The 25,152-nt window shown below is 68.6% G+C and carries 24 protein-coding genes and 1 pseudogene; 11 read left to right on the top strand and 14 right to left on the bottom strand.

Features of this window, described 5'->3' with window-relative positions:
- The first annotated feature begins 22 nt into the window (after positions 1-22).
- The 3 genes from OG379_RS18850 to OG379_RS18840 all read left to right on the top strand — a co-directional run bounded on the left by OG379_RS18850 (position 23) and on the right by OG379_RS18840 (position 2,068).
- Positions 23-559, top strand: a complete 537-nt coding sequence (locus OG379_RS18850; protein ID WP_405664280.1) for a VOC family protein — start codon at positions 23-25, stop codon at positions 557-559.
- On the top strand, positions 552-1,352 hold the full coding sequence (locus OG379_RS18845) for a MerR family transcriptional regulator (protein ID WP_405664278.1): 801 nt from the start codon (positions 552-554) through the stop codon (positions 1,350-1,352). Before OG379_RS18850 ends, OG379_RS18845 begins: the two co-directional genes overlap by 8 nt.
- Before the next feature lie 95 nt (positions 1,353-1,447).
- A complete protein-coding gene (locus OG379_RS18840; protein WP_405664276.1) occupies positions 1,448-2,068 on the top strand; it encodes a hypothetical protein in 621 nt (206 codons plus the stop codon).
- Between the two features lie 46 nt (positions 2,069-2,114).
- Here OG379_RS18840 and OG379_RS18835 read toward each other — a convergent pair whose 3' ends face one another.
- Positions 2,115-2,756 carry a GNAT family N-acetyltransferase gene (locus tag OG379_RS18835; RefSeq protein WP_405664274.1) on the bottom strand — a complete coding sequence of 214 codons (642 nt, stop codon included), beginning with the start codon at positions 2,754-2,756 and terminating at the stop codon, positions 2,115-2,117.
- 180 nt (positions 2,757-2,936) lie between these two features.
- Here OG379_RS18835 and OG379_RS18830 point away from each other — a divergent pair, with 180 nt between their 5' ends.
- A complete protein-coding gene (locus OG379_RS18830) occupies positions 2,937-3,446 on the top strand; it encodes a GNAT family N-acetyltransferase (protein WP_405664272.1) in 510 nt (169 codons plus the stop codon).
- 13 nt (positions 3,447-3,459) lie between these two features.
- Here the strand turns inward: OG379_RS18830 and OG379_RS18825 are convergent, their stop codons facing one another.
- Positions 3,460-3,606 (bottom strand): hypothetical protein, encoded by a 147-nt coding sequence (locus OG379_RS18825; RefSeq protein ID WP_405664271.1) that lies wholly within the window; start codon positions 3,604-3,606, stop codon positions 3,460-3,462.
- Between the two features lie 243 nt (positions 3,607-3,849).
- Between OG379_RS18825 and OG379_RS18820 the strand changes: the two genes are divergently transcribed.
- Positions 3,850-6,132: an ATP-binding protein gene (locus OG379_RS18820; protein ID WP_405664269.1), complete on the top strand. Its 2,283-nt coding sequence runs from the start codon at positions 3,850-3,852 to the stop codon at positions 6,130-6,132.
- Here the strand turns inward: OG379_RS18820 and OG379_RS18815 are convergent.
- Positions 6,117-6,581, bottom strand: a complete 465-nt coding sequence (locus tag OG379_RS18815; RefSeq protein WP_405664267.1) for a response regulator — start codon at positions 6,579-6,581, stop codon at positions 6,117-6,119. The two genes, OG379_RS18820 and OG379_RS18815, sit on opposite strands and share 16 nt — an antisense overlap.
- Positions 6,578-8,350: a PP2C family protein-serine/threonine phosphatase gene (locus tag OG379_RS18810; protein ID WP_405664265.1), complete on the bottom strand. Its 1,773-nt coding sequence runs from the start codon at positions 8,348-8,350 to the stop codon at positions 6,578-6,580. Before OG379_RS18810 ends, OG379_RS18815 begins: the two co-directional genes overlap by 4 nt.
- A 427-nt stretch (positions 8,351-8,777) precedes the next feature.
- Between OG379_RS18810 and OG379_RS18805 the strand changes: the two genes are divergently transcribed.
- Positions 8,778-9,185, top strand: a complete 408-nt coding sequence (locus tag OG379_RS18805; protein WP_393756212.1) for a hypothetical protein — start codon at positions 8,778-8,780, stop codon at positions 9,183-9,185.
- Positions 9,186-9,408: 223 nt separating this feature from the next.
- Complete coding sequence (locus OG379_RS18800) at positions 9,409-10,020, top strand: hypothetical protein (protein WP_405664263.1); 612 nt, start codon at positions 9,409-9,411, stop codon at positions 10,018-10,020.
- Positions 10,021-10,081: 61 nt separating this feature from the next.
- Here OG379_RS18800 and OG379_RS18795 read toward each other — a convergent pair whose 3' ends face one another.
- The gene (locus tag OG379_RS18795) at positions 10,082-10,915 is read right to left on the bottom strand and encodes a PIG-L family deacetylase (RefSeq protein WP_405664261.1); all 834 of its coding nucleotides are present in this window, start codon (positions 10,913-10,915) and stop codon (positions 10,082-10,084) included.
- 387 nt (positions 10,916-11,302) lie between these two features.
- Positions 11,303-12,919, bottom strand: a complete 1,617-nt coding sequence (dacB, locus tag OG379_RS18790; protein WP_405664259.1) for a D-alanyl-D-alanine carboxypeptidase/D-alanyl-D-alanine-endopeptidase — start codon at positions 12,917-12,919, stop codon at positions 11,303-11,305.
- A 413-nt stretch (positions 12,920-13,332) separates the two neighbouring features.
- On the opposite strand from dacB, the gene OG379_RS18785 reads away from it, so the two are divergent.
- The 3 genes from OG379_RS18785 to OG379_RS18775 all read left to right on the top strand — a co-directional run bounded on the left by OG379_RS18785 (position 13,333) and on the right by OG379_RS18775 (position 16,634).
- Complete coding sequence (locus tag OG379_RS18785; protein ID WP_405664257.1) at positions 13,333-14,664, top strand: ice-binding family protein; 1,332 nt, start codon at positions 13,333-13,335, stop codon at positions 14,662-14,664.
- Between the two features lie 250 nt (positions 14,665-14,914).
- A complete protein-coding gene (locus tag OG379_RS18780) occupies positions 14,915-15,499 on the top strand; it encodes a DUF5819 family protein (protein ID WP_405664255.1) in 585 nt (194 codons plus the stop codon).
- Between the two features lie 70 nt (positions 15,500-15,569).
- Positions 15,570-16,634 carry an HTTM domain-containing protein gene (locus tag OG379_RS18775; RefSeq protein WP_405668576.1) on the top strand — a complete coding sequence of 355 codons (1,065 nt, stop codon included), beginning with the start codon at positions 15,570-15,572 and terminating at the stop codon, positions 16,632-16,634.
- On the opposite strand, the gene OG379_RS18770 is transcribed toward OG379_RS18775, so the two are convergent.
- Complete coding sequence (locus tag OG379_RS18770; protein WP_405664253.1) at positions 16,631-17,026, bottom strand: thiol-disulfide oxidoreductase DCC family protein; 396 nt, start codon at positions 17,024-17,026, stop codon at positions 16,631-16,633. The two genes, OG379_RS18775 and OG379_RS18770, sit on opposite strands and share 4 nt — an antisense overlap.
- 392 nt (positions 17,027-17,418) lie before the next feature.
- Positions 17,419-18,096 carry a DUF4232 domain-containing protein gene (locus OG379_RS18765; protein ID WP_405668575.1) on the bottom strand — a complete coding sequence of 226 codons (678 nt, stop codon included), beginning with the start codon at positions 18,094-18,096 and terminating at the stop codon, positions 17,419-17,421.
- Between the two features lie 275 nt (positions 18,097-18,371).
- Here OG379_RS18765 and OG379_RS18760 point away from each other — a divergent pair, with 275 nt between their 5' ends.
- Complete coding sequence (locus OG379_RS18760; protein ID WP_405664251.1) at positions 18,372-18,992, top strand: hypothetical protein; 621 nt, start codon at positions 18,372-18,374, stop codon at positions 18,990-18,992.
- A gap of 266 nt (positions 18,993-19,258) precedes the next feature.
- On the opposite strand, the gene OG379_RS18755 is transcribed toward OG379_RS18760, so the two are convergent.
- The 6 genes and pseudogenes from OG379_RS18755 to OG379_RS18730 all read right to left on the bottom strand — a co-directional run bounded on the left by OG379_RS18755 (position 19,259) and on the right by OG379_RS18730 (position 25,030).
- Positions 19,259-19,570: an NIPSNAP family protein gene (locus OG379_RS18755; RefSeq protein WP_382986027.1), complete on the bottom strand. Its 312-nt coding sequence runs from the start codon at positions 19,568-19,570 to the stop codon at positions 19,259-19,261.
- Between the two features lie 632 nt (positions 19,571-20,202).
- Positions 20,203-20,766, bottom strand: coding sequence for a hypothetical protein (locus tag OG379_RS18750; protein WP_405664249.1), 564 nt, complete (start codon positions 20,764-20,766; stop codon positions 20,203-20,205).
- Between the two features lie 10 nt (positions 20,767-20,776).
- Positions 20,777-23,332 (bottom strand): annotated as a pseudogene (locus OG379_RS18745) (RHS repeat-associated core domain-containing protein); the annotation flags it as partial.
- 68 nt (positions 23,333-23,400) lie between these two features.
- Positions 23,401-23,802 carry a DNA-binding protein gene (locus tag OG379_RS18740; protein WP_405664247.1) on the bottom strand — a complete coding sequence of 134 codons (402 nt, stop codon included), beginning with the start codon at positions 23,800-23,802 and terminating at the stop codon, positions 23,401-23,403.
- Positions 23,799-24,047 carry a type II toxin-antitoxin system CcdA family antitoxin gene (locus OG379_RS18735; RefSeq protein ID WP_200718649.1) on the bottom strand — a complete coding sequence of 83 codons (249 nt, stop codon included), beginning with the start codon at positions 24,045-24,047 and terminating at the stop codon, positions 23,799-23,801. The genes OG379_RS18740 and OG379_RS18735 overlap by 4 nt, the downstream gene beginning before the upstream one ends.
- 188 nt (positions 24,048-24,235) lie before the next feature.
- A complete protein-coding gene (locus tag OG379_RS18730; protein ID WP_405664245.1) occupies positions 24,236-25,030 on the bottom strand; it encodes a DUF4365 domain-containing protein in 795 nt (264 codons plus the stop codon).
- Positions 25,031-25,152 lie beyond the last annotated feature (122 nt).

Genomic DNA, 25,152 nt, shown 5'->3' with positions numbered 1-25,152 from the left:
GTGAGGCCTCACCGTGGGGTCCATGAGCGACTACTACGACGCGTTCGAGATGAGCCCCGTGCCCGCTCCCGGCCCGGAGGCGGTTCCGCCGGAGCCGTTCCGTGGCATCTACGGGATGCCGGCGTTCGTGACGATCCCCACCACCGATCTGGCGGCGTCCATGGACTTCTGGATCCGTGGGCTCGGGTTCTTCGAGCTGTTCAGCATCCCCGGTCAGGTGGTGCATCTGCGCCGGTGGGCGTTCCAGGACGTACTCCTCGTCCCGGCGCCGAACGTTCCGGAGCAGGCGCCGGCGGTCAGCTTCAGTTTCTCCTGCGTGCTCAGCCAGGTCGACTCCCTCGTCGAGGCCTGCCGTGCGTTGCGCCCGGGCTCCGTCGAGGGCCCACGGGACACTCCCTGGAACACCCGCGATGTGGCGGTGACCACCCCCGAGAACGCACGGATCATCTTCACCGCGGCGAAGCCCTTCGACCCGGACAGTGAGGAGGCGCGGAACCTTGCAGCCGTCGGGATCACCCCACCCGCCACCGGCCCCGGCGACAATGAGGAGCATGCCTGATGCCACTGATGACGACCTGACCGTCGGACAGGTCTCGGCGCGTCTGGGCGTGACGGTCCGCGCGCTGCACCACTGGGACGAGATCGGTCTGGCGCGCCCGTCACTGCGTACGACTGCCGGATACCGGCTCTACACCGCCGCTGACCTGGAACGTCTGCACCGCATCGTCGTCTACCGGGAGATCGGCCTCGGCCTGGACAGGATTCGGGCCGTCCTGGACGACTCGACCGCCGATGTCCCCGGTGCGCTGCGCGCGCAGCGCACCCAGGTCGCCGAACGGATCGACCGCCTCCAGCGGCTCAGCGCCGGACTGGACCGGATGATCGACGCCCACGAACGCGGCCTGCTGCTGACCGCCGAGCAGCAGGCCGCGGTCTTCGGTCCCACATGGGACCCGGACTGGCCCGCCGAAGCCCGCCGGCGTTACGGAGACACGACACAGTGGCTGCAGTACGCCGAACGCTCGGCCTCCCGCGATCCGGAGGAATGGAAAGCCGTCGCCGAGGCCGTGGCCGGCCTCGACCGGGCCCTCGGAGACGCGATGGACGCGGGCGTCACACCGGGGAGCCCGGAAGCGGATCAACTCGTCGAGCGGCACCGCGAGGTCTTCGCCTCGTACTTCCCCCTCACCAGGCAGATGCAGGTCTGCCTGGGACGCATGTATGAGGCCGATCCGGGATTCACCGCCCACTACGACGGCATCCGCACCGGCCTCGCCACATGGTTCCGCCGCATCGTCGACGCCTCCGCCCGTGCCCACGGCATCGATCCCGACACCGCGACCTGGCAGTAGAGCGCAGTCCGGGGGCGGCGCCCCTCTCCGAAATGGGGCGGCTCCCCAGGGGTCGGCCATGAGAAGCTGCGGTCCGGCCAGGCAGAGGGGGACACATGGGGCTGACCTACGGTTACGACATCTACCTGCCTCCCCGGAACATCGCCAGGGTGCTGACCGCGCTGGCCGCGCTGGCGCCACCGGCCTCTCGCGTGCCGCCGCTGGAGCTCACCCTGCCCGGCGGTGACCGGCTCGTCCTCCCGTTCACGTCCCACTTCGAGAGCGAGCCGGTCGACTGCTCCACGGGCAGCACGTTCGAGCTCGACACATCCATCATGTTCGACGTCGACGACGCACTGCGCGAATACGCGAAGACGGGCGGCCCTGAACCCGACGCGGACGGGCGCCTCCAGGTCGGGTACGTCTACGCGACGATCCGGTTCCAGTCCTTCCTGCACCCCGGTTACGCGTCGGTGGAGTTCTGGGCGGCGACGTCCGGGATGAGCCGTTTGTTCGCACGGTCGGCCAACGTCAGGAAGGTGTTCACCGATCTCACGGCCGCCGGCGGGGGAGTGTGCTGTCTGTTCGACACCGGCGACGGCGGTCCCGAGCAGGTGTGCTGGCTCAACGGTGAGACGACCCAGGAGATGGTCTCCGGCTTCCTCTTCCCGGACTGGTCGGATCTTGTGGCGACTTGGCCCGACGCCGGTGAAAGCGAGATCGTCCAGGCCTCATGAACCGCCGACCGGGAGCTTGCGGGGGAGTTCCAGGTGACGGGGCGGGTCAGGCGCGGAGGTCCATCCCCAGCGTGAGTGATCCGGGCTCCTCGGCGAGTTGCTCGAAGCCCATGTGGCGGTAGAACCCGATCGCGCGGGTGTTCGCCATCCCCACTCCGAGGTGGACACCGCGAACACCTTGCGCGCGCAACGTACCGAGCAGGGTACGGATCAGGCGGGAGCCGTTGCCGCCACCCTGAGCCTCGGGCAGCAGATCGATATGAAGGTGGGCCGGGTACTCGGCTGCCAATTCGGCCCGGGCGGTGCGGGGATGGGTGATCCACTCCCAGGACCGGGCATCCGCCGTACCCTCACGGACCGCGTCCCCGTCGTACCGGTCCCGAAGGGCGGGCCACCACTCCCGTTCCAGAGTCCGCTCGAACGAGACCGTATCGGCGACGCCGAGGACGTACCCCGAGGGAGGCTGGTCCGCCTGGGCGAGGACCCAGGCGAGCTCGGGCGCGTACCGCAGGTACGGGCCGACGAAGATCTCCCCCGGCAGACGGGGATCCTCGAACATCCCTGTCGCGTCCTCGCCTCCCGCCGCCGTGCGCACGCAGATCTCGTAGAGCCGGTCGACCTCAGCCTTGTCATCCGTGTCGGCGGCGCGGATCTCGAACTCTGTGGCCGGTTGCGGACGATCGAACACGTGCACCTCGCAGAGAGAGAGCCGTCTGATGGCCGGGCCAGGGCGGGACCCGTGATCGAAACTATGGCGTAAGGCCGACCCGCTTGTCCGACCGGCTCGTAGCGGCCGGCGCCGTCCGGAACTCGTGGCCGGCGCCGGAATCCACTGTGCGGAGCGGCATCGGGCTGCTGGGATGGGCGCATGAGTCTCTCGCCGGCCGGTGTGGCCGAGGTCGTCCTCCCTGTCCTCGTACGTGATCTGACGTCCGCCGACCTGCCGGCCTGTGCCTGGTCGGGATCGCCGACCCATCTGGTGCACGTGGCGCACGAGTTGGAGCGCGCGGCGGCCGGGGAGGTGGATTACCTCGCGGTCTGCACCCCGGCCGGTCTTCCGGTGGCGATCGGCGGCGTCGACTATCGGGCCGCGGCCGGCGCCGGCACGCTGTGGCAGCTCGCGGTGCTCCCGGCCCTCCAGTCGTGCGGTCTGGGCACCGTGCTCATCCGCGCCGCGGAGGACCGCATCAGGTCACGCGGCCTGCGGCGGGCGGAGCTCGGGGTGGAGGAGGGCAACCCACGGGCCCGGGCGCTGTACGAACGCCTGGGTTACGTGGCCTTCGACACCCGGCCGGACTCCTGGGACGTGGAGACGCCGGACGGATCCGTGCGCCGGTACGAGACCATGTGCACGCTGATGCGCAAGGACCTGACGTAGCAACGACACCCCTTCAGGCCTGACCTTTCAGCCGGCGCGCCCCCTGAGGGTCATCCGCCCGCCCCGCCTTCGTCTTCGCCCGCGCCCTGTACCCGTCCAGAGCTCCCACGGCGAGCAGCGACAGCACCGCTGCCAGGGCGAAGGCTCCGGCCTGGGCCATGGACCTGCTGATTCGGAGCGCGGGAATGACGGCGGCCGCGTCGTCGCGGCCGACGGCCCCTACAGCCTGCTGAACCTCCTGACCGTCCCTGGGCTTCCGGCAGGAGAAGTCCGCTGTCCACCGCCACCGTGAGCGCCGACACGCGCCCGCAGCAGCTCCTCCGCCGCAGGGCGCCGTGGAAGGATCGCGGCGATCCGGACGTCCGACCGGACCGGATCGAGAACTCGGTGCGTGGGAGAAGAGATGTCCCTGCCGGAACCGGAGCGCGAGGCCGAGGCCGCGGCGGCCATCGGCTTCGATCTCAGCGAATGTGTCCGGGAGCCCATCCACCGGCTGGGCATGATCCAGTCCCACGGGACCCTCCTCGCGGTGGAGGCCGATACCGGCACCGTGGACACCGCAGCCCTGAACACGGGCAGCCTGCTGGGAATCGCTGCCGAGGAGCTGGTCGGAGGGCCCATCACGCGGGTGCTGACCCCCGAGCACTGGGCCGAGGCGCTGGAGGTCGGTGCTCAGCACGATGCGGCGAGCCTGGTTCTCCCTGTCTCCATCGAAGTGGCGGGCACTCCCAGGATGTTCGACGTGACCGCGCACCGGCAGGGGCCCCTGCTGGTTCTGGAGTGTGAGTCGCGCGCCGTCGCGGCGCCGCACTTCGCGCACTTCTACCAAGGGGTCCGGCGAGCTCTGACGCGTCTGCGGTCCTCGACGACAGCGGCCGAGTGCTGCCAGGCGGCCGCCCGTGAGATCCGGGCGCTGACCGGCTTCGACCGGGTGGTCGCCTACCGCTTCGACGGAGAGAACGGGCCGGGAGAGGTGGTCGCGGAGGAAGTCACCGAGGGCCGCGAGCCCTGGCTGGGGCTCTGGTTCCCCGCCAGCGACATCCCGCCCCAGGCGAGGCGGCTCTACCGGGACAACTGGATCCGGGTGATCGCCGACGTGGACGACACCAGTGTGGGCCTCCACCCTCCGCTCCGAGCCGATTCGGGCGAGCCGCTGGACCTGTCGAACTCCGTGCTGCGCACGGTGTCCGGCTTCCATCTGGAGTACCTGCGGAACATCGATGTGAAGTCGTCGATGTCGGTGAGCGTCCTCCGGGAGGGCGAGCTCTGGGGGCTGATCGCCTGTCATGGCTACACCGCTGTCACCATCCCCCCGGAACTGCGGGCGGCATGTGAGTTCTTCGGCGTGGCCTTCTCCCTCCAGCTCGCGGTCATCGAGGAACGGCAGCAGGCCGAGGCGAACACCGCGTCCCGCGAGCGCCTCGACCGGATCATCTCCCGGGTCACGTCCGACCTGGAGGACTCGCTCCTGGCAGGTGACGACGCCCTCGGCACACTGCTGGACGCGGACGGTGCGGCGCTCGTCCGCGGCGGCCGCAGCACCATCAGCGGGATGAGCGTTCCACCCGCTCTGCTGGAGGCCCTTCGGGAGCGTGCGGCAGGGCCGGCACCCGGCACGCTCTGGAGCACGGACCGCCTCGCGGAGGAGCCGGACCTCCCCGAGGACGCGGTGGAGGACGGTCCGGCAGGGGTCCTGATGGTGACACTGAGCCGCTCGGGTGACTTCCTCGCCTGGTTCCGCAGGGCCCGTCCGACCGCCCGCCAATGGGCCACCGACCCCTCCAGACCCGTCCAGGTCGGGCCGCGAGGCGAACGGCTCACCCCGCGCGGCTCGGGTGCCGTGTTCCGCGCGGTGGTGCACGGACAGTGCCTGCCGTGGACACCGACCGACCGTGCCACCGCGCAGGAACTCTGGCGCACGCTCACAGGAGTCGTGCTCCGGCACGAGGCGGAACTCGCGGCGCTGAACGAGCAGCTGCGCATCACCAACTCCGACCTTGACTCATTCGCCCACGTGGCAGCTCATGACCTCAAGGAACCGCTACGAGGCATCTCCAACGCCGCGGCCTTCGTCCTTGAGGACGCCGCGGCGGAGCTCGACGCCACTACCGTCCGCCGGTTGCACACCATGCGGCGACTGGCCGGCCGGATGGACGACCTGCTCGACTCGCTGCTGCACTTCGCCCGGCTGGGCCGGGGCGGGCTGCACCGCACCCGCGTCCCCCTGGACCGGGTGCTGGACTCCGCACTCGACGTGGCCGGTGAACGTCTGGCCGAGGCCCACGTGCGGGTCGTCAGACATGACCTGCCGGAGGTGTACGCCGACGAGAACCGGCTCTACGAGGTCCTGGTCAACCTCCTGGTGAACGCGTCCAAGTACGCCGCCGACCAGGGCGATCGCACGGTCGAGGTCCTGGTCGACACGCTTTGCCCACCGTCAGGCGGCCCTCCCCGGCAGACCGTCGTGGTCCGGGACAACGGCATCGGTATCCCGCCCGACAGGCAGGACGAGGTCTTCGAGCTGTTCCGCAGACTGCACGGGCAGGGCGAGCGCGGGGGCGGCACCGGCGTGGGACTGGCGATCGTCAAGCGGATCGTCGAGCGCCACGGCGGCGAGCTGTGGCTCGACAGCGAACCGGGCCGCGGGAGCACCTTCTTCTTCACCCTGGGTCAGGAAGGAGGCTGAGCGGCAGGGCCCTCCTCCCCACCCTTCGCCCGCTTCTGCCAGTAGTCGACAGCGCCCTTCAGCACTGCCCGGAAGAGCTCGAAGTTGACCGGCTTGTAGATGTAACTGTCGGCGCCCGCCGCATAAGTCGTGTCCACGTCGTCCGGGCCGGTGGCCGACGTGAAGACAACCACGGCCACGTCGTCCAGTTCCGGCCGGGAACGGATCGACCGCAGCACCTCGGCCCCACCGGGACCAGGCAGTTTGAGGTCCAGGAGTACGAGTCCGGGCCGTCGGCCGGCTTCCAGCAGGCGCTCGACGAATCCCGTCCCCCGGTCGGTGAATTCCAGTACGAGAGCGGGGTGCGTGCGGCCGAGCGCCCGCGCGATGGCCTCGGCGTCCTCCGCCGAGTCCTCGACGACCCAGACGAGGTCGTGATCGATCCTCTGCTCCCCGGCAGCCCCGCTCATCCGATGGGCTCCGCCCGCGCGACCAGCACGGCGATGTCGTCGGAGCCCGTCGCCCGGAATTGCACAGCGGCCTCTGCCAGCCGCTCGGCGAACCCCTGGGCCTCACCGGTGCCCTTCTGCGCCACCACATCCTGCAGACGTGATTCGAAGAACGTCCCGTCGGCCGCTCTCGCCTCGGTCACCCCGTCGGTGAACAACACCAGTGCGTCGCCCGGCGCCAGGCGCACCGATCCGGATCCGTACTCGATCTCCTCCAGTACGCCCAGCAGATCCCCGTGCGCGGGGAGTTCCTCCACGGTGCCCTCCTCACGCCGCACCAGAGGTGCCGGATGCCCTGCACTCCAACAGCGCACACGGAACCCCTCTCCGTCGGGTACCAGCACCGCTACGAGAGCCGTCACGAAGCGTGACGTGCCCTCCCTGACCAGGGCCTCGTTCAGCCGTCCCAGTGCGTGCTCGGGAGTGCGGCCGTCCTCGAGAAGGGTGCGCAGGGTATGGCGGGCCAGCCCGGTGAGGGCCGCCGCTTCCGCCCCGCGACCGCAGACGTCACCGATGAGGAGGGTCACACCCCCCTGCGCCCCCGGCACGGCGTCGTAGAAGTCACCGCCCACATCGAGCGAGACGTCACCCACTTCGTACGCCGAACTCAGCGTCAGCCCCGGGATCCGCGGCAGCGCCCTCGGGAGAAGGTGCCGCTGGAGGGAGACCACGTGACGGCGCCGCTGCTCGTACAGGGTGCTGCTGTCGATGGCCAAGGCGGCGCGGTCGGCCAGACCCGCGAGGAACCGCGAGGCCCCCTCGGCCACGACCACCCGGTGGTAGATGAAGGTCAGGGTGCCCAGGGCCCGGCCCCGGGCGTTGAGGGGGTTCACGCTGATCGCACGCACGGCACGGCCCGCCCCGGACGAGGCGGGCCCGAACGGTCCCCCCTCCAGCTCCTCACCCTTCAGCACCAGGGCCCGTCCGGCGTCCAGTACCCGCTGCAGCACATCCGTCAGCCAGGTGTCCTCGGCCGCGACCCCGCCGAGCCACTGCTGCTCACCGGCGTCCATGTGCGCGAAGGACACGGGGGTCAGTCCCTCGGGAAGCCGCAGATGCACGACGCACCCCTCAGCGATGGCCGGAACGGCTGTGCGAGCCACCCGCCGCACGGTGCTTTCGACATCGAGGCTCGAATCCATCTGCAACGACGCCTCCGCCAGGAAGGCGTCACTCACCTGACGCACCTCGTCCGCGCGCCGTGCCGTGATCCGTCGGTCCGAGACCATGGCGACCTCGGCCACCTGCTTCAACCGTGTCCGCAGAGTCGCATCGACCGCGTCCCTGTCCGCGGTGCCGACCATGAACGACGCCCAGCCGTCCTGCCCCAGCGGCACGGCGCACTCGGCCACGCTCCGCGCTCCGGCTGCCGCCAGCACCTGGACATGCGGCATGGCGCCGTCGAGACCGGACACGTCATGAACCGTGACGGCCGGGTCACCGTCCGGAGCTTCGGCAGCGCCGGATTCGCCGTAATCCTGTTCGATTTCCGTGAGTGAGGGCGTCGGCTCCGCCCAAGTGACACTGCGCAGGTAGTGCAGCAGCCCGCCGCTCCAGCGGGTACCCACGACGGTCAGTACGCCGGGCATACGGAGCAGCATGTCGTAGAGGGAATCGGACAGCCCTGCCACGTCCTGCGCCGTCTCGGCGACACGCCAGAGCTCATGCAGACGGCCGGACCACCATCCATCATCCGCCTGGCGGGAAGCTCTGCCCTCGTGCTGCTCCACCTCTGATCCGCCGTCCCGTATCGCCACTGTCGGCCCCGGCCCATCAGGGGAAACGCTATGTCAACCCGCGCCTGAGCGCCTCCAGACGCGGGCGGGCCCCCCGCACCGGGCACCTGAGGGGGCACGCGCGTCATCCCGGTGAGAGCAGGACGATGGCGGCGCCGGCGCTCCTCAGCCCGGTCGAAAAGAGACCGACGGCACGAGGAGAACAACGGCGGCGAGCCGGCCGACCGCCACGGGCAAAGGCCTCCGGCGGTTCACCCAGCCCTAGGCAATGGCTTCCACTGGGGTGGCGCCTCACGAACGCGCTTGTCACCCAGGGGCGTTGGGAACCTGCTCGAACGCGTCATGGGACGTGGTTGGTAACGTTCCCCGGCGCAGCGGTTGGGCGTTCGGGACAGTCGTCAGCAGAAACGCGAGGAACAGTATGAAGGCGAAGAAGATCGCTACGTCGGTGGCGGCCGTTGCAGGTGTCATCCTCCTGGCCACTCCCGCCGGCGCCGTCGACTGGCCGTCCGTCGAGCCGGGCCGGGTCGAGAACTCGGCCGGCTCCATGGTGGCGTTCGCTTCGGAGGGTGACTACATCGGAGTCAACGACTGGGCGTTCGACGGCAAGAGCGCGGTCGGGCTCTGGGAGACGGACTACGGCCGTACCGGCAAGTGTGTCGACTCCGACGGCGCGCAGAACGGTATGCACGCCTGCAACTACGACATGGCCGAGTCCGGCTACGTCCGCTTCAAGGTCTGTCACCAGAACCTGAGCGCAGGCACTTCCCCCACCGGGTGTTCGGCCTGGAGCAAGTGGGTGTCCATCTCCAGCGGCAGCCCGCGCTAGCGGTCACGCGAGCCCTGCGGGGAACAGGAAGCCGGGCGGCGAATCCGGCGCTCCTGGTGGCCCCTGTCATGCGGGCCGATGGATGCCCGCAACGCCGTGACGGTCAGCCGGTTCTCCCGGCGGACCGTCACGAAGGACCGCTCGGCGGCTGGTGGACGGTGCCGCTGCGGCCATCCGACGGACCCGATCCACGGGCGTCGACGCCCAAGTCCGAGGGGCTGGGATGAGCAGCGAGACCGGACCTGTTCGGATGAGCGGTCCGCAGAGAGGCCCCGATGCCCGTACATGGGCGACGGCACTGGAGATGTACCGCCACCGGTATTCGTTCATCGCGGTCGGCCCGCGCGCTCACGAGGACTGGCTGCCCGACGTGTCCGCGCTGATGCGCCGCGAGGTGGGTGACCCCCGGGGCTGGCGCGGCCGGGATCCCGAGCAAGGGGACGAGGAACTGGAGGAGGACCCCGCTTTTCCGTTCCGGGTTCCCCCGAAGGACGAGGCCGGGGCTACTGCTCAGTGGCGCGGCCGGCTGTTCGAGATTCCGCGTTCCGCCGTCGTACGACTGCTCGTCATGCTGGCGACGGACGCCATGGACGTGTCTCAGCAGTACGGCTTCGCTGACCGCAGGCCGGGCATGGAGGAAAACGCGCAGGTGATCCTGTCGCGTTTTCCGGAGGGGTCGCAGTTCTTCACGAACACCCGCCACGGCGGCGATCACCCCGACTTCTACGAACGGGTCACCGGCTGCTGGCCGATGACTCAGTACGCCTGGGACTTCGGCCTTGTCGCGGTGTCCCCCGAGGAGGTCGGCCTCATCTGGTCGTTCGACGCAAGCTGAAGTGGGGTTCTCGCGGTGCGCTCCCGGAGGTGAATGTGGCGCCCAGGGCCCGTGCGGGCGGTCAGCGCAGTCCGGCGAAGAGATCGTTCTCGGGTACGGCCGCACCGGTGGCGTCCTTGACGCGTACGAACGTCTCCATGCCCATCAGCTCACCGAACCGCTCCTTGCCCATCTTGAGGAAGAAGATGTTCTCGCCCTGACTGGCGTGGGCGGCCAGCGCATCGAACTTCTGACCGCTGAATGCGGTGGTGTCCACCCAGGTGGTGATCTCTTCGTCGGGGAGACCGATCTCGGCCATCGCGGCCTCCTCGGCAGGATCCGGTTCCGGCGCGTCCTCATGGAACTCGCGCATGGTCTCCCCGAACCGCTGCATCACCGAGCGGGGCATCGTCGTCCAGTACACCTTCGGCGTCAGCTCGGTCATCTCCAGCGCCGCCATGGTGATGCGGTGGGCCTGGATGTGGTCGGGGTGGCCGTAGAAGCCGTTCTCGTCGTAGGTGACGACGACATCGGGCCGGTAGTGCCGCATGAGCTCCGCAAGCCGGGCGGCGCCCTCCTCCACGGGGGTCTGCCAGAAGGACCCGGGGGCGTCGTTGGTCGGCCAGCCCACCATCCCGGAGTCGGCGTAGTCCAGCATCTCCAGATCGCTGACCTTCAGCACGTCACAGCTCGCCTCGAGTTCCTTCCGGCGCATCGAGGCGACGGCAGCCGGGTCGTGCCCGGGATCGCCTGGCTTCGAGCCTCCCGGTCCGTCACCGCAACCGCCGTCGGTACATGTCACCAGTACGGTGCGGATGCCCTCCGCCGCGTACCGTGCGAGGACCCCTCCCGTTCCGGTGGCCTCGTCGTCGGGGTGAGCGTGTACCGCCATGAGCGTCAAGGGCCGGTCAGTCATGGAAACAGTCCTCCTGCAGAACTACGTCTTGGTCCGAGTGCGCGGCGGGCGTACCGCGATCGTGGGGCCGGGTCCTGGTGGGGCGGACGACCTTGTGGTCTCCGTGCTCCCCACCCGGGCGGCGCCGTCCCCCGATTGCAACCGTGCCGGCCGTGCCGGCTGTTCCCGGCGGGGCCGATCGGCCCTCGATCGACGTGGAGCGGTGCCAACCGTTGCTTACCGGAGCGGCCCCCGTTGCCCGACTCCAGGCAAGCACGAAGGCCCAGGTCATTGACCTGGGCCTTCGTCGTGGAGCGGGCGATGAGGGTCGGACCTGAGGCTGCTGCGGCCACCGGGACACGAACCGATCGGTGTGCGACCTCCTCGACCGACCGCGGCGCGGTGCCTTCAGTCTTCCCGCCGCGCCGCCGCCTCCTGCAGGTACGCGGAGATCATGGCGAGGTCATCGGCGATATCCAGCACCCCGTTGACGTCAGTCGTCGGGGTGGAGGCGCCGTTCACGCCCGCGAAGAAGACGTCGAAGCGGCCGTTGCCCTTGTCCAGGTAGCCGGCGATCGTGATCGCGTTGACGGCCAGACGGTCGTTGAGTGCGTCCAGCCCCACTGCGGCTCCCGTCTTGGCGAACACTTTTCCGCGCGCGGGGCAGTCGGTGCAGTTGTCGGCCAGCAGGCCGTCGACGCCGAGGATGGGCAGCGCGTTGCGGAAGACTTCCGCCTCCGGGGTGTGATGCCAGTACGTCAGCAACTGCACCACGGCCTTGGGCGTGGTCCGGTCGACGGGGTTTCCGCCGCGGCCGTCCAGGAGCTGGACCTGCTTGCGGTCGACGTCCGCGCGTTCCAGGAAGTCGGCCAGTACCGGAAAGCCGTCCATGCAGTCCTTGCTGCCGGCCGCGACCGCCATCAGACAGATGGCCAGGTTGCCGCCCAGGTTGTGACTGACCTTGAAGATGAGCTTGGCGTACTGTGCGTACGGCGGGGAGGTGTACAGCGCCACGCGCGGTCGGCCCTCGTACGAGCCGGGGAGTCGGCCGACCGGGTTGGCACCCGTCGGATTCGCGGTCACCTGCACTCCGGCCCGCCCCAGCGCCTCGATCAGCGCGGTGCGTCCGAAGGCCGCCGGATCGGCGATGGGTGACACCTTGAGAGCCGGCTCTGAGCCGGCCGCGACGGTGCCGGACAGCTGGATCCGGGTGCCGTTGTCGGAGGTCGTCACCTCGATGTCGGTCGGCTCACCGGCCGCCACCGTCCGCACGGTCGACGTGACGCGGTACGGGGCGACTTTCGGCCGCCAGTCCAGCTGCGCGGGCGCGCCGGGGCGGGCGCCGGGGGTGGTCAGCAGGTCGATGAGGTTGTCGTTGATGATCAGCGGGGCCGGGACGGGGGCGAAGACCGGCTCAGGCCGGAAGAGCCGGTTGTCGACGATCACGTTCCCCTGGACGCGGGTGATGCCGGAACGCCTCACCTGCTGCGCGATCTGGTTGATCCCGGCGAGCGGGTCCTCCGGCGTGAGCGTGGCGCCGGGGAAGTCATTGGCGTACGTGTGGTCGAGGTCGGTGTAGTCGACCGTGCCGTCGGGGCGGGTCCTGCCGCCCATGGTGAGGTCACCCTGGGCGACAAGGCCGAGATCGCCGTCCAGCGTGCTTCCGCGGCGCTCGCCGAGCGCGTAGACCGGCGTCCTGAAGCGGTGATCGCCGCCGAGGGTGTTCCACGCCCCGGAGGTACCGAACAGCTTGGCGACCGACCCGGGGACGAAGAACTGCTCGGCGAACCGGCTGTGGACGACCCGCCCGCTGTCCGGGTCCTGCTGGAGCAGTCCCCACTGGGCGTCGGGGTAGTCCGGTTTCCGCATGATCTCCGCGATCCGCGGGTCGAGCCGGCCGGAACCGCCGGCGTCGGGCGACGAGGCCGCATGGACTGCCGCGCCCGAAGCCAGGGCCAGGAGCAGCAGGGCACAGCATCCGGCGACAACGCGATGCCGAAGGGATCCGAAATTCTCTGCTCGCACTGCGGCACGCACCGTTCGTCTCGGCAGTTTCCTGTCCATGGGCTCAGGTATGGACCCCGCTGGGCGCCGGATACGGACGGCGCGGATGGTTGTCACCCGAACGGCACGGCGCATTCGTCGATATGCGCAGCGAACGCCCGTCCGGGCAGTCGGTCAGCGGTCACGGAGAATCCTTGAGTGGCGTCACGAAGAAACGTTTCAATTACCTGCAATCGATCAATGGGGTTAAATTCGCGACAAGAAGAAAAATCGGATAATCCGAAATTGCTACTCGAGAAATGAGCCTTGATAGCCTCGTTTCTCCGGGTTTGTGGGGCCTTTGTGTGCGTAATGTGCTGGCGACAACATGAGGGCTTTCGGGAAACCGTGAACGGCCCGGGAGCCGACGCCTCACACAGAGAAACCGGTTTCTGATGAAGCTCAGATCCACTGGTGCTGCACAACGGCGCACTGTTTCGTCCTGGCTCGCGGCAGCCCTTACTACGACGGTCGCCGCGGCGCTGGTGGCCGTCGCGCCTTCTCAGGCATTTGCCCTCGCTACTCCCGTACCGCTGGGTACCACGCAGAGCTTCGCCGTTCTGGGCGGTCAGTCGGTCACCAACACCGGCCCGTCCGTGATCACCGGCAGTGTCGGTGTCAGTCCTGGTACGGCCATCAGCGGCTTCCCGCCGGGCATCGTCAACGGGGGCGTCTTCCACTCCGCGGACGCTGTCGCACTCCAGGCCCAGACCGACCTGGTGACTGCGTACAACAACGCCGCAGGTCAATCGACGGACGCGGTGCTTCCGCCGGACGCCGGCGGGCTGACGCTGGTACCGGGCGTCTACACCGCCCCCTCGACCCTGGGCCTGACGGGCACCCTCACGCTCGACGCCCAGGACGACCCCAACGCGGTCTGGGTCTTCCAGGTCGGCTCGGGTCTGACGACGGCGTCCGCCAGTCGCGTCGCCCTCATCAACGGTGCGCAGCCGTGCAACGTGTTCTGGCAGATCGGCAGCTCGGCCACGCTCGGCACCAACACGACTTTCGTGGGCAACATCCTGGCCCTGACCTCGATCACTGCCAACACCAACGCGAGCATCGACGGCCGGGCGCTGGCGCGTAACGGCTCGGTCAGCCTGGACACCAACCGAATCACCCGTTCCACCTGCGGCGGCGCAACCACCAACGGCACCACGACGGGTACCACGACGGGCACCACCACCGGCACCACGGGCGGCGTGCTGGGCGGTGTGCTCGGCGGAGTCCTGACCGGCGGCACCACCGGCGGCACCGGCGGTGTGCTGGGCGGTGTGCTCGGCGGTGTCCTGACCGGCGGCACCACCGGTGGCGGCACCTCCACGGGGACCACCACGGGGACCACCACGGGCAACACCGTCGGGAACACCTCCGGGAACATCGCCGGCAACACCACCGGCGGCGGCAAGGGCGGCGTGACCGGCGGCCAGAACGGCGGGCACACGGGCGGCGGCAACGGTGGCCCCGGTGGCCCCGGTGGCCCCGGTGGCGACCACGGTGGCCCCGGCCACGGCGGCGACCACGGCGGCTACGGCGACAAGCCCGAGGAGCACGGCGGCAAGCCCGGGGAGCACCACGGCAAGCCCGGGGAGCACGGCGACAAGCCCGGGGAGCACCACGGCAAGCCGAAGGAGCACGGCGACGAGCCGAAGGAGCACGGCGGCCACGGCCAGGAGAACGGCGGCTACGGCGACGAGCCCCAGGGGCCGGAGGGCCACGAGGGCTAGCCGGCGGCGCGCCACGCGCGCTGCCGACTGACAGCGCGCGGCGGAGCCTCTCCTCGGGGCCCGCCGCGCGCTTCCACGAGACGGACGACAAGAAGAACAGGGCGGGGCAGTGCTGGGCGAAGTCACATCAGAACACGGACAGAAGCAGGAGCGGGCCCTCGGTACGGCGCCGGGTCCGGACGCCGCGGACGGAGAGGCAGCCGGGCCGCGCCGAGCGCAAAGGGCGGGGGCAGGGGCCCTGAACACCGCCGTGGCCCTCTGCCTGGTCACGGCCCTGGCCCACATCGGCCTGGTATTCCTGCATGTGGCGCCCTCGAACGTCGTCTCCAAGCGCTACGGCCAGCAGGTGAATGCCTGGGTCTACCCGCTCTTCGAGCAGAACTGGCGGTTGTTCGCTCCGGACCCGGACTCCGTCAACCGGAAGGTTTCCGCGCGGACCGCGCACACGGCTCGGGACGGTTCCGTCCAGGTCGGCCCCTGGACCGACCTGACGGCGTTGGATGAATCCGCCATCGAGCACAACGCCTTCCCGAGTCACACCTCGCAGAACCTTCTGCGGCGGTCCTGGACGTCCTACGTCGAACTCCACGGAGGCGACGACGTCCCCCGCTCGGACCGGGCCGTGATGATGCAGCAGTACCTGCGCAACATCGCCGCCGACCGGATGGCCGGTCTGAACGGCAAGCCGTTCGAGAACATTCAGCTCCGGGTGGTCACCCTGCCCGTTGCCGCTCCGGGTACTGCGGCCGACGATCGCCGTGCCGCTGCCGCGAAAGCCGAAACACGGCTTCTGCCCTGGTGGAAGGTGGCCTCCGATGGCTCCGACCGGAACTGACCCGATTCGCTCCTCGACAGCCGCGGTCGAGCCGGCCGGGGAGCCGCTGTCCCCCCGGCCGCTCGCACGGATGTCCGCCTTGTTGTCCGGCCGAGGGCGAGATGCGTGGGCGCTGCTGACCGAACGCCCCGTCTCGCTCTACGCGGTGTCGGTCCTGCGCATCGGGTACGGCCTGCTCTACATGGTCTTCCTGTTGCGCGAGTTCCCGTACCGAGATGAGATCTGGGGCCCCGGTTCACCCTGGACGCCGGCACTGGCACGGCAGCTCTTCGACCAGACGGGCTGGGTCAGCCTCCTCACGCTGTCGGACAGCCGGGTCTACTTCGAATGCTGCTACGCGGCGGCGCTCATCATCTGCGCGCTGTTCGCGCTGGGCTGGCGGACCCGCGCCGTGTCCCTGCTCTTCGCCGTGGTCGTGACCTCGTTCCACGCGCGGGCGATCTTCATGACGGACGGAGGCGACAACCTCGTTCTCCTGATGGCGCTCTACCTCGTCCTCACCGCATCCGGACGCCGCTGGTCCCTCGACGCCCGAAGGCTCCGCCGCAAGTCCGCCGGGAGTACTAAGAGTCGTTGGCGGCCCGAAGTCGCACCACAACTCCGCGACGCACGGCACACCCTGGTCACGGCACTGCACAACTGCGGACTTCTCGTGATCGCGCTCCAGGTCTGCTTCCTCTACGGCGCGGCCGGCCTGTACAAGGTGCAGGGCGGCACCTGGGGAGCCGGAACGGCACTGCACTACGTGCTGAACCTCGAGCTCTTCCAGCCGTGGCCCGCGCTCTCCCACTGGGCGGACGGACACGCGGTCGCCATCGCGGTGGCCGGCTACCTCACCGTGCTGCTCCAGGTCGCCTTCCCCTTCGTGCTGTTCGGCAGGCTCAAGTACCCGGTGCTGACCATGCTGCTCGGCATGCACATCGGCATCGCCGTTCTCATGGGGCTGCCCTTGTTCTCCGGCGCGATGATCATCGCCGACGCCGTGTTCCTGCCGGACCGCTTCTACGTCGCGGTGGCGAATCTTTGCCGGCGGGCGTCCCGGCGCCGGGGAGCGCCACGGACCGCATCAGAAGCACATGCGGGTTCCGTGCCGAAGCAGGGAAGCCCTGCGTCCCTCGCGCGAAGCCGCCCCTAAGCCGCAGGCCGTACGCCCGGCCTGCGGTCCGCCGGCAACGCGCAGGCCGGTGAGCCGCCGGGCAGGCGGTCACGGTTGGTGGCGACGAGCCGGTAGACACCGTGGGCGATCCACCGCACAGGGGGCAGGGCGAGCAACCCGCCCAACCACGCCCAGAGCCCCCCGGCATTCAGGAAAAGTTTGGCGATGGCCTGTGCACCGCCGGACACCGTACCGACCTGCGACACCCACAACAGCTCACGCTCGGCCCGTTGCTGCGTGACGCCGAGGGCGGCCAGATCCGCGAACTGCCACGGCGTCACGGCGCAGGTCGGCCGCAGCCGCCGGATGAGGAAGGTGACCGAGGTCGTGCAGAAGGCGCAGTCACCGTCGTAGACGAGCACAGGTTGCATCCCCTCATCCTGCCCGAGCGGGCTGCCCTGCGCCCGTAAGCAGTCCCGTTCATTCGCCCCACATGAAGAGCACGCCGGCCGGGCACGGCCCGCGTCACTACTTCACCGTGGTGCACGCCCTCGATACCGACGCCGTCGGAGTTCCGGCCGACGCCACTCTCGGCCGTGACAGTTCCAGGCGACAAAGAAGCCCCCGGCCACTGGCCTGGGGGCTTTTTCATGGAGCGGGTGACGAGAAGTCGAACTCGCGCTCCGTGCTTGGGAATCCACGGTTCTCGGGAAGTCGAAGGCTCATCTGACCACGCAATCGATGAGACGAACCAGGGGTGCGCGGGGGCGACTGCGCTGGCGGAAACCCTGGTGTGCAGCGCGACGGCGCCGGGCCCGGTTCGTCAGACGATGACGGGGACGGCCTCGGCGCGGTCGGTGGCCCAGTTGGTGACGATGGGCTTGTCGACGGTGGCGGTGTCGGGGAGCTTGAGTTCGGCGGGGTCGGGATCGTCGTTGGTGATGGCGATGATGACGTTCTCGAATTCCTTGCCGCCATCGGTGTTGGTGGTCTTGGGGCTGATACCGGTGTACGCGACGGCGGAGCCGGTGAGCTTGATGGGGTCTTCGCCACCCTGTCCGACGGGGGAGGCGAGGCCGTCGGCACCGGAGCCGAAGGACACGCTGGGGGTGTTGACGTCCAGGTAGCAGGTGATACCGGACTTGGCCTTGGCGGTGACGAGGTAGTAGCCGCCGGCCTGGGTCTCCGAGGTGACCGTGAAGTCCAGGTCGTTGGTGCCGCAGGACTGCCCGTAGCCGCTCTTCTCGCCGTTGCCGGAGGCGGCGGTCTTGTCGTCCGACTCGCCGGAGTCGGAGGAGCCGCCGGAACCGGACGCGCTGGCGGAGAGGCTGTTGCCGGAGGAGGGGCTGCCGCTCCCGCTGCTGACGGCGGAAGGAGCCGAAGAGCTGCTGGTGTCCTCGGCGTCGTCCGGGCTGCAGGCGGTGGAGGTGGCGGCGAGGGCCGTCACGGCCGCGGCGGCGAGGACGAGACGGGCGGAACGATTGGCGAGGCGCGAACGCATCATGATCTCCAGCGGCTTGCGGGTCGGTGCTTCCTGCTTGCACTGACGACACTAGGGCCGGGGCGATCCCGAAATGATCCTGCGCATGTCCGGGTTCTGTCTCAGCAAGATCGGTTCCGGAGAACGGGGTCGGGCCGCACCGCCGCTGCTCAAGGGGCACGTTGTCCGGGCGCGAGGATGCGGAGCTGCCGCCCTCGACCGGTGAGGCGCGCTGGTGACGCCGTGACCGGCAAGGTCCTCGACCCGCCCCACTTCGTGTTCACCTTGATGCCCGTATGAGCGAGGACTGGATGGACTACGGAACTACGCCGGATATGGACAGGCCGCCGACACCGCTGGATGCCGATTCCTGGCGGGCGGCGGTTGAGATGTACGACCGTCGGTACACCTTCGTCGCCGCCGGGCCCCGTACGCGGGAGGACTGGCTGCACGATGTCGCCTCGGTCATGCGGGGGGAGGCGGCGGATCCTCGGTCCTGGCGGACCATCGATCCCGACGAAGGCGAGGAGGAGAGGGAGGAAGACCCGGCCTACCCCTTCGTCACTCCGCCGGTGGACGAGGCGGGTTCGGCGGAATGGCGAAGCCGGCTCAGGGGCATTCCGCGTTCTGCAGTGGTGCGACTCCTCGTGATGCTGGCCACCCTCGATCTCGATGTCACCCAGGACCCCCGTCTCCCCGAACGGCTGGCTGAAATGGAGGAGAACGCCAGGGTGATTGTCTCGCGCTGCCCCGACCGGTCCCGGTTTTTCACGAATACCGGGGGAGGTGGCACAGCCTTCGATTTCTACCGGCAGATCTCCAGCTGCTCACCGCTCAGCCAGTACCCCTGGGACCTGGGACTCCTGTGGGTGTCCGACGAGGAAGTCGGGCTGATCTGGTCCTTCGATCCACGTTGAGAGGTAGCAACCGCTGCTGACCGGAATCCGCCACTCACCCCGACCGACGAACCGCCCACCGGGCCACCAGCAAGTGGTGACCGGTAACGAGCAGAGGATCCAACGCCGGCTCGTCCAGGGCACCCGCGCACGCGCTGCTGGTGGGCCCCGCTGACGTGGGCGCCGACAACACTCCAGAAGCCCCGCTATACGGCGAAGTGGCCCCTGGAGACCTGAGCGCTGGGCTCAGCTGCTCGGCGGGATCGCGCCGCATGCCTCCTGCCGGCCTAGGACAGGTCGTCCAGCGGCCTGAGGAACCGGCGCTCGTAGCGCTTGATGCAGCGGGTCTCACGAGCCAGTTCGAACGCTTGCCGGCACTCCGGGTCGGACATGCTGTCCGATCGGTACTGCTCGTACGCGGCCAGACTGGGGAAGGAGAACAACGCGTAGGCGATGTCGCTGTCGCCCTCACTCGGCAGGAAGTAGCCGTGATGCGTCCCGCCGAACCGGTTGACGAGCCGGACCCAGCGGCGACCGTATTCCTCGAAATCCTCAAGCTTGTCAGCGTCGATCTCGTACTTCAGGTGAATGGTGATCATGCTTGCATGATGCCGCGTCACGGACGGGCATCCGACCGGGGCCGGTGGAGAGGGCATCCGGCACGGATATGGCCCGGCGGACACAAAGAAGCCCCGGGCCGTTGGGCCTGGGGCTTTCACGCAGAGCGGGCGACGAGAATCGAACTCGCGCTCTGATCGTGGGAATCAACGGGCCTTGGACGGCTTTAGGGACCCTGACCTGCATGTTTGTCTGGTGAGGGGCGAGGCTGGAGTGGTCCCTGGGCGCCGTGCTTGACCGCTGTTGTCTCCTCCGAAGGGCACGGATGGAGCACGGGTGCTGTGGACGATGTGAACGAAGAGTGCCTTCGCGAGGGGCGCCGCCGCGTCAGAGGCGGACGGTGCGGATGGACGGTGTTTCCCTCGGCGCAAAGGCTGCACGCATGCCCTTGAAGCACCTGCGCCTGCTCGGTGAAAGCCCCCGGCTGCAGACCGTCAGACGTTCCGTCGATGGCAGGCTCGCATCCAGCAGGAAGGTTGGTGACAATCAGGGTCACCGCCGCCTCCACGGTTTGGGTTCTCCCAGGATGGTGCCGTCGGACGGCCGGTGGACCACGATGCCACCGCCTCTCATCCGAGCATTGCTTCGCATGTCCAGCCCTCGCCGAGCGGTGTCAGCGCGTAGGTCCCCGCTCTGCCGACCACACCGTGGACTTCTGGAGCTCAGGGCCCTCGACCCGGACCGCGCCCGCTGCGTATGCGACCCAGAGCAGTTCCTGGCAGCCGAAGAAGGATTCTCCCCAGCTGTCCACCCAGATGTGCACGCGGGACGGCCCGGCCGGGGTGGCGTCCCACCACTCCCAGCCCCGGGAGTCCTCGTCGGGGTCGAAGCGGTACAGCCAGTCCTGCAACTCCCACGGCCGGCCTCCTCCCGTGTGCTCCACATATCCCTCGTGGCCGGTCCTGGCGAACTGCGGGGCGCGCTCCTCGTTGCCGGAACTGACGGCCGCGAACCAGGCCGGAACGTCGTCGACCGGCATGCTCTCCTGCTCGAAATCCGCAGTGCCTCCCAACCGGACAGCAGGCGCAAGGGCGGAGCGTAGGCGCTGCTCGTACTCTGCGGCGTCGCCGGAGACGTCGACGACGAAGAGAGCGAGGACAGGCGGAGCGGATTCGACACCCGGGCGGTTCTGGAGTCGCTGGAATTCTGCGGCCAGGCTGGCGCTGGTGTGCATCATGTGAGGATATTCACCCTTCTCGGACCACGCGTCCCGATCCGGGGATAATAGCATCCCTCAACCCGTCGAGCATTTTATCGGGAATGCCGTAGAGGTGTGGACCCTTTGTCGGATCCGAAATCTCGGGGTACTCCTTGAGGAGCGCTTTCCATTCCTGTCGGGTGAACGCGGAACCGTCGGGATGGTCGGCCTTGTTCTGTGGAAGCGCGTTCTCGTGAATGGAATCTCGATAGGACTTCGGGATGTCGTACGAAACGATCTGCCCGCTGTCGGAACGAAATTCCACGGTGTGCCTCATGTCCCCGCTCATGTTGAGGTAGAGCTTGCCGTGCCCGGTGATCGTCACCTCGCCGTTCTCGCCGATATGGACGCGCTGGCTCAGCGGGTGGTCCGTCTTTTTGCGGTAGACCGTCACCGTCTCGTCCGGGCACCCGACGGGCGCGAGCCCGAGAGGGTCGGCCGCTGTGTGGGGGTTGTTGACGTAGGTCGCGGGATTTGGGGCGGGAGCGAGCCCGAGAGGATCCGGTGTCAGATAACGGGCGGTCTCCGGGTCGTAATGGCGGAAATAATTGTAGTGCAGACCGGTTTCCGGATCGAAGTATTGACCGGGGAAACGCAACGGAGTATAGGCGGTGGAGGTACGCGACCACGTGGTGGTGCCCCACAGCGTGCTACGGGTGTGCCAGGCAATAGCACCGGACTCGTCGACGAGTTCGGTGGGCGTGCCGACAAGGTCAGTGACGATGGCGAAGAAGCGCCGATCGACCTCCTCCTGGGAGGGGTCGGCCGAAGTAATGCGTTCGGTCTGGGCCAGCGGGCGCATTCCGGAGTGGTCTCAGGTGAGGACGACCGGGTGCGGAAGGTCGGCGGAGGTGGTGGTCTGTTCGCAGAGGGTGCTGCCGTCCCAGGTGAAGCTCACCTGCTCGGCCACAGTGACACCGTCGGGAGCGAGACGCTGTTTGGCGGTCCGGCGGCCGAGCGGATCGTAGCGGTAGCGCCACCGGGTGCCGTCCGGAGTGATGACGGCAGTGAGGCGGTCCTCGGCGTCCCAGGCATAGCGCCAGGTGTCGGGCTTGCGGGAGATCCTGGTCTTTTGGCACAGGGTGATGCGGCCGGCGGAGTCATGCTCGTAACGGACGTCGCCGGCGCGGATTATGCGGGTCCCGGCGTACGTGCGCGGACCGATCGCTTCTGGACCGGGCATGGATGCGGGCCACGAGGCCGCGGTCTGGTTACCCGCCTCGTCGTAGGCATACGTCTCGCTCCAACTGTTCGCGTGGACCGCGGTGACACGCCCGGCCGGGTCGAGATCGAAACGTCGGGGCCCGGAGAGTTCGTCGTCGATACCGGCCAGCATCCCGTCGGCGCGATAAACGTAGGTGCGGCGGTTGAGGCTGCGCCCGCCGGACGAGGTCTCCTGCCCGGCGACGCGTCCCGCAGCGTCCCACTCGGTCGTGAACGTGAGCATCTCGCCGAATCGACGCGTCAGTTCGCGACCGGCGGCGTCGCGGCCGAAGCCCACCTCGTGTCCGCCACTGGTTTGCCGGACGAGGTTGCCGGCCGCGTCGTACGCGTAGGTGGTCACCTGCCCGGTGGGAGTCACCCGGCGGGTCCGGCGGCCCAAGGCGTCATAGGCGTACGTGGTGACCCGCCCGTCGGCCAGCTCTGTCTTGACCCGCCCACCGCGGTCGTACTGATAGCTGAGTTCCCCGTCAGGACCGGAGGCGTGGAGCAGTTGGCCGCCAAGGGTGTACGCGCAACTGGTGGTGAGGCCGGCCGCGACCTTGTGGGTCACCCGACCACCGGTGTCGCATTCGTAGTGGATGGTCTCGCCCGTCGGCGTGGTGCGGCGGACCACCTGGCCAAGGGGGTCGAGTCCGTATCGGAGCGTGCGCCCGTCGAAGTCGGTCTCGGCGATCACCCGGCCTGCGGCATCGTACTCGTAACTCTATTCCAAGCCTTGCGGGTTGGTTACCCGAGTCAGGCGCAGCTCGGCGTCGTGGGCCAAGGTGTAGCGGCATCCGTCCGGGCCGGTCCTCGCCGTGAGGAGGTCGAAGTGGGTGTACTCGTAGTGGGTGGTGCGGCCCAAGGGGTCCGTGTGGGTTAGGCAGTTGCCCTCGCCGTCCCAGGTCCACGATTCGGCGGCGCCGTCGGGGGAGGTCCGGCGTGAGAGGAGACCGTCGGCGTTCCGCTCGAAGACTGTGACCGCTCCCGAGGCATCCGTGAAACTCAAGAGGCGGCCGAAGGCGTCACGCCGGTAGCGGGTCGTGCCGCCGAGCGGGTCGATCACTTCCAGCGGGAGGCCGGCCCGGTCGCAGCGTACGGTCGTCACCTCGCCGACGGCGTCGATGACGGTGTCGGGGCGGCCGTGTGCGTCGTAGGTGTAGCGCGTGGTCCGCCCCGCAGGGTCGGTGAGAGAGGTTCGGTTGCCGCGGTCGTCGAACTCCTGCTGCCATCGGGCACCGCCGGGAGCAGTGATTCCCGTCGCCTGGCCCGACGGGTCGCGCTCGGCGCGGATCGTGCTCCCGTCGGGGCTGGTGAGGGTGGAGATCTGACCGCTGTTGTCCGCTCCGCTGGGCACGGATGGGGCACGAGAGCTGGCAGTGCGACGCGTGCTCCGGGCGGGCCGACTGGTCAGAGGTGGATGATGCGGACTTGGTTGCCGCAGAGTCTGGTCATGTCGTCGCTGTCGGACGTCAACAGGGCGACAGGCTTCGGCTGGCGCAGGGCGACCTCGGCGACTGTGGCGTCGATGGCGTACTTGTGCCCGTGCAGTCCGGCACCTTTGAGGAGTTCCGCTGCTGCTTTCGCCGTCTGTTCGGTGACGGGCTCCACCTTGACGCGGGACAGGGCCCAGTTCAGGCGGGGCATGTTGGTGCGGGAGTGGGTGACTTCCACGATGGTGTTGGCCCCGATGACCAGGTCGGCTCCCATGTCGTGGAAGACCTGAAGCATGGCGAGGAGCTTGCGGTCCTGCGCGATCCAGGCGGAGAGCCCTTCCGAGTCCAGGACGACGGTTTCGATGCGTTCGCTCACGCGGCGTCCGCGCCCGTGGAGGTGTCGGCGGAGCCGAAGATCTTCGCGCGGGCCTCGGCGAGCTCCTCGTCGCTGAAGGGGCCGTGCTCCTCCTCGTGACGGCGGAGGTCGTCGCCCAGGAGCTGGTGCCGGATCTGGCGGGCTACGGCTTCGGCTACGTAGCCGGAGACGTTGTCCGTGAGCTTGCGGAGCTCCGCCACCTGATCGCTGGGGAGCGTAACGGTGATACGAGTCGTTGAAGACATATAGCAAGCATACTAGAGTATGCGCACAAGGGCTTGAATATTGCCGCCCATCGCCACTCTCCGTGACACTCGCCATGCAATGTGGGCGAGGCGCCACACGTCGCGAGGTTGCCTCTCCCTCGGCCTCGATGTGTGGGGTGAAGCTGTAGGAACAAGCTCCTGTGTGCCCGGGACGGTTGAGTCCTAGCTCACGGCTGGCTGGAAGACCGGCGGGGCTCAGCGGAGTCGCGATGGTCGATTGGCCGTCGCCACCACTCCGTAGATTTGAAACAGCCCATCAGCCAGTGCGCTTCCGCGATGTCAAGGATGACGTTGCCGACCCACGGGATTGGCTCGAAGCGGAGCATCCCCTCCCGGATATGCACTGGCTCCCAATCCAGGTCGTGGTGGAGAAGGACCGCATACGGCTCACCGCGACGCTGCCAGAAGACCATGGGTTCGTGGACCTCGTTCTCGAAGGGTTTGACGATGTCGTCCGGAGCGAACTCGACGTTCGCCATGTCCGCCCACCTACCGACTCCCGCGCGTTCCCGTGCCAGATAGCGCCGCATGACCTGTACGAACGCGTTAAGGCTCGCATCGTCCAGTACGGACTCCCGGGAGACGATGATCGACTTCACTTTCTTGCGTAGCGCTCTGCCCCGGCGGAGCTGGCGGGTCGCATTGGCCCAGAAAAGCCCGCCGCGCTCGGGATCGTGGACCACACAGAGAACGGGAAGGCTGCCATCGCGCCAGTTATCCCCGTGATTGCCGACCGGTACGCGGTGCCCGCGTCTGGTTCGGGTTGAGACTCCGCCCTTCACCTGCACGGTCAGGGAATCCTCCGTCCGCTGTCCGTTATCGACGAAGGTGATGTGCAGATCCTCGCCGTGGTCGTTACCGCCGTCTATCTCCTGCACGATGTGGCCGTGCCGTTCCAGCAGTGAACGCACCTCATTCACTGCCATGCGTCCGATACGCCTGCTTTCGGGCACCTTCGGCATATAGCCCCCTCTTCACGAATGCCGGGGGACCAGATTAGGACCAGCCACTGACACGCATGTCGCCTTCGGAGAACGTGGCGGGACGTGCAGCCGTGTGCCCGCCTAGTCAACTGCTGTCATCA

Source organism: Streptomyces sp. NBC_01166 (genome assembly GCF_045039765.1).
Classification (GTDB): domain Bacteria; phylum Actinomycetota; class Actinomycetes; order Streptomycetales; family Streptomycetaceae; genus Streptomyces.
This window is presented reverse-complemented; position numbering and strand designations above follow the sequence as displayed.

Excerpts from the sequence above, each read along its gene's own strand:
- OG379_RS18850 (WP_405664280.1), top strand. The coding sequence starts at position 23 with ATGAGCGACTACTACGACGCGTTCGAGATGAGCCCCGTGCCCGCTCCC.
- OG379_RS18845 (WP_405664278.1), top strand. The coding sequence starts at position 552 with ATGCCTGATGCCACTGATGACGACCTGACCGTCGGACAGGTCTCGGCG.
- OG379_RS18840 (WP_405664276.1), top strand. The coding sequence starts at position 1,448 with ATGGGGCTGACCTACGGTTACGACATCTACCTGCCTCCCCGGAACATC.
- OG379_RS18830 (WP_405664272.1), top strand. The coding sequence starts at position 2,937 with ATGAGTCTCTCGCCGGCCGGTGTGGCCGAGGTCGTCCTCCCTGTCCTC.
- OG379_RS18825 (WP_405664271.1), bottom strand. The coding sequence starts at position 3,606 with ATGGCCCAGGCCGGAGCCTTCGCCCTGGCAGCGGTGCTGTCGCTGCTC.
- OG379_RS18820 (WP_405664269.1), top strand. The coding sequence starts at position 3,850 with ATGTCCCTGCCGGAACCGGAGCGCGAGGCCGAGGCCGCGGCGGCCATC.
- OG379_RS18815 (WP_405664267.1), bottom strand. The coding sequence starts at position 6,581 with ATGAGCGGGGCTGCCGGGGAGCAGAGGATCGATCACGACCTCGTCTGG.
- OG379_RS18805 (WP_393756212.1), top strand. The coding sequence starts at position 8,778 with ATGAAGGCGAAGAAGATCGCTACGTCGGTGGCGGCCGTTGCAGGTGTC.
- OG379_RS18800 (WP_405664263.1), top strand. The coding sequence starts at position 9,409 with ATGAGCAGCGAGACCGGACCTGTTCGGATGAGCGGTCCGCAGAGAGGC.
- OG379_RS18795 (WP_405664261.1), bottom strand. The coding sequence starts at position 10,915 with ATGACTGACCGGCCCTTGACGCTCATGGCGGTACACGCTCACCCCGAC.
- OG379_RS18785 (WP_405664257.1), top strand. The coding sequence starts at position 13,333 with ATGAAGCTCAGATCCACTGGTGCTGCACAACGGCGCACTGTTTCGTCC.
- OG379_RS18775 (WP_405668576.1), top strand. The coding sequence starts at position 15,570 with ATGTCCGCCTTGTTGTCCGGCCGAGGGCGAGATGCGTGGGCGCTGCTG.
- OG379_RS18770 (WP_405664253.1), bottom strand. The coding sequence starts at position 17,026 with ATGCAACCTGTGCTCGTCTACGACGGTGACTGCGCCTTCTGCACGACC.
- OG379_RS18765 (WP_405668575.1), bottom strand. The coding sequence starts at position 18,096 with ATGCGTTCGCGCCTCGCCAATCGTTCCGCCCGTCTCGTCCTCGCCGCC.
- OG379_RS18760 (WP_405664251.1), top strand. The coding sequence starts at position 18,372 with ATGAGCGAGGACTGGATGGACTACGGAACTACGCCGGATATGGACAGG.
- OG379_RS18755 (WP_382986027.1), bottom strand. The coding sequence starts at position 19,570 with ATGATCACCATTCACCTGAAGTACGAGATCGACGCTGACAAGCTTGAG.
- OG379_RS18750 (WP_405664249.1), bottom strand. The coding sequence starts at position 20,766 with ATGATGCACACCAGCGCCAGCCTGGCCGCAGAATTCCAGCGACTCCAG.
- OG379_RS18735 (WP_200718649.1), bottom strand. The coding sequence starts at position 24,047 with ATGTCTTCAACGACTCGTATCACCGTTACGCTCCCCAGCGATCAGGTG.
- OG379_RS18730 (WP_405664245.1), bottom strand. The coding sequence starts at position 25,030 with ATGCCGAAGGTGCCCGAAAGCAGGCGTATCGGACGCATGGCAGTGAAT.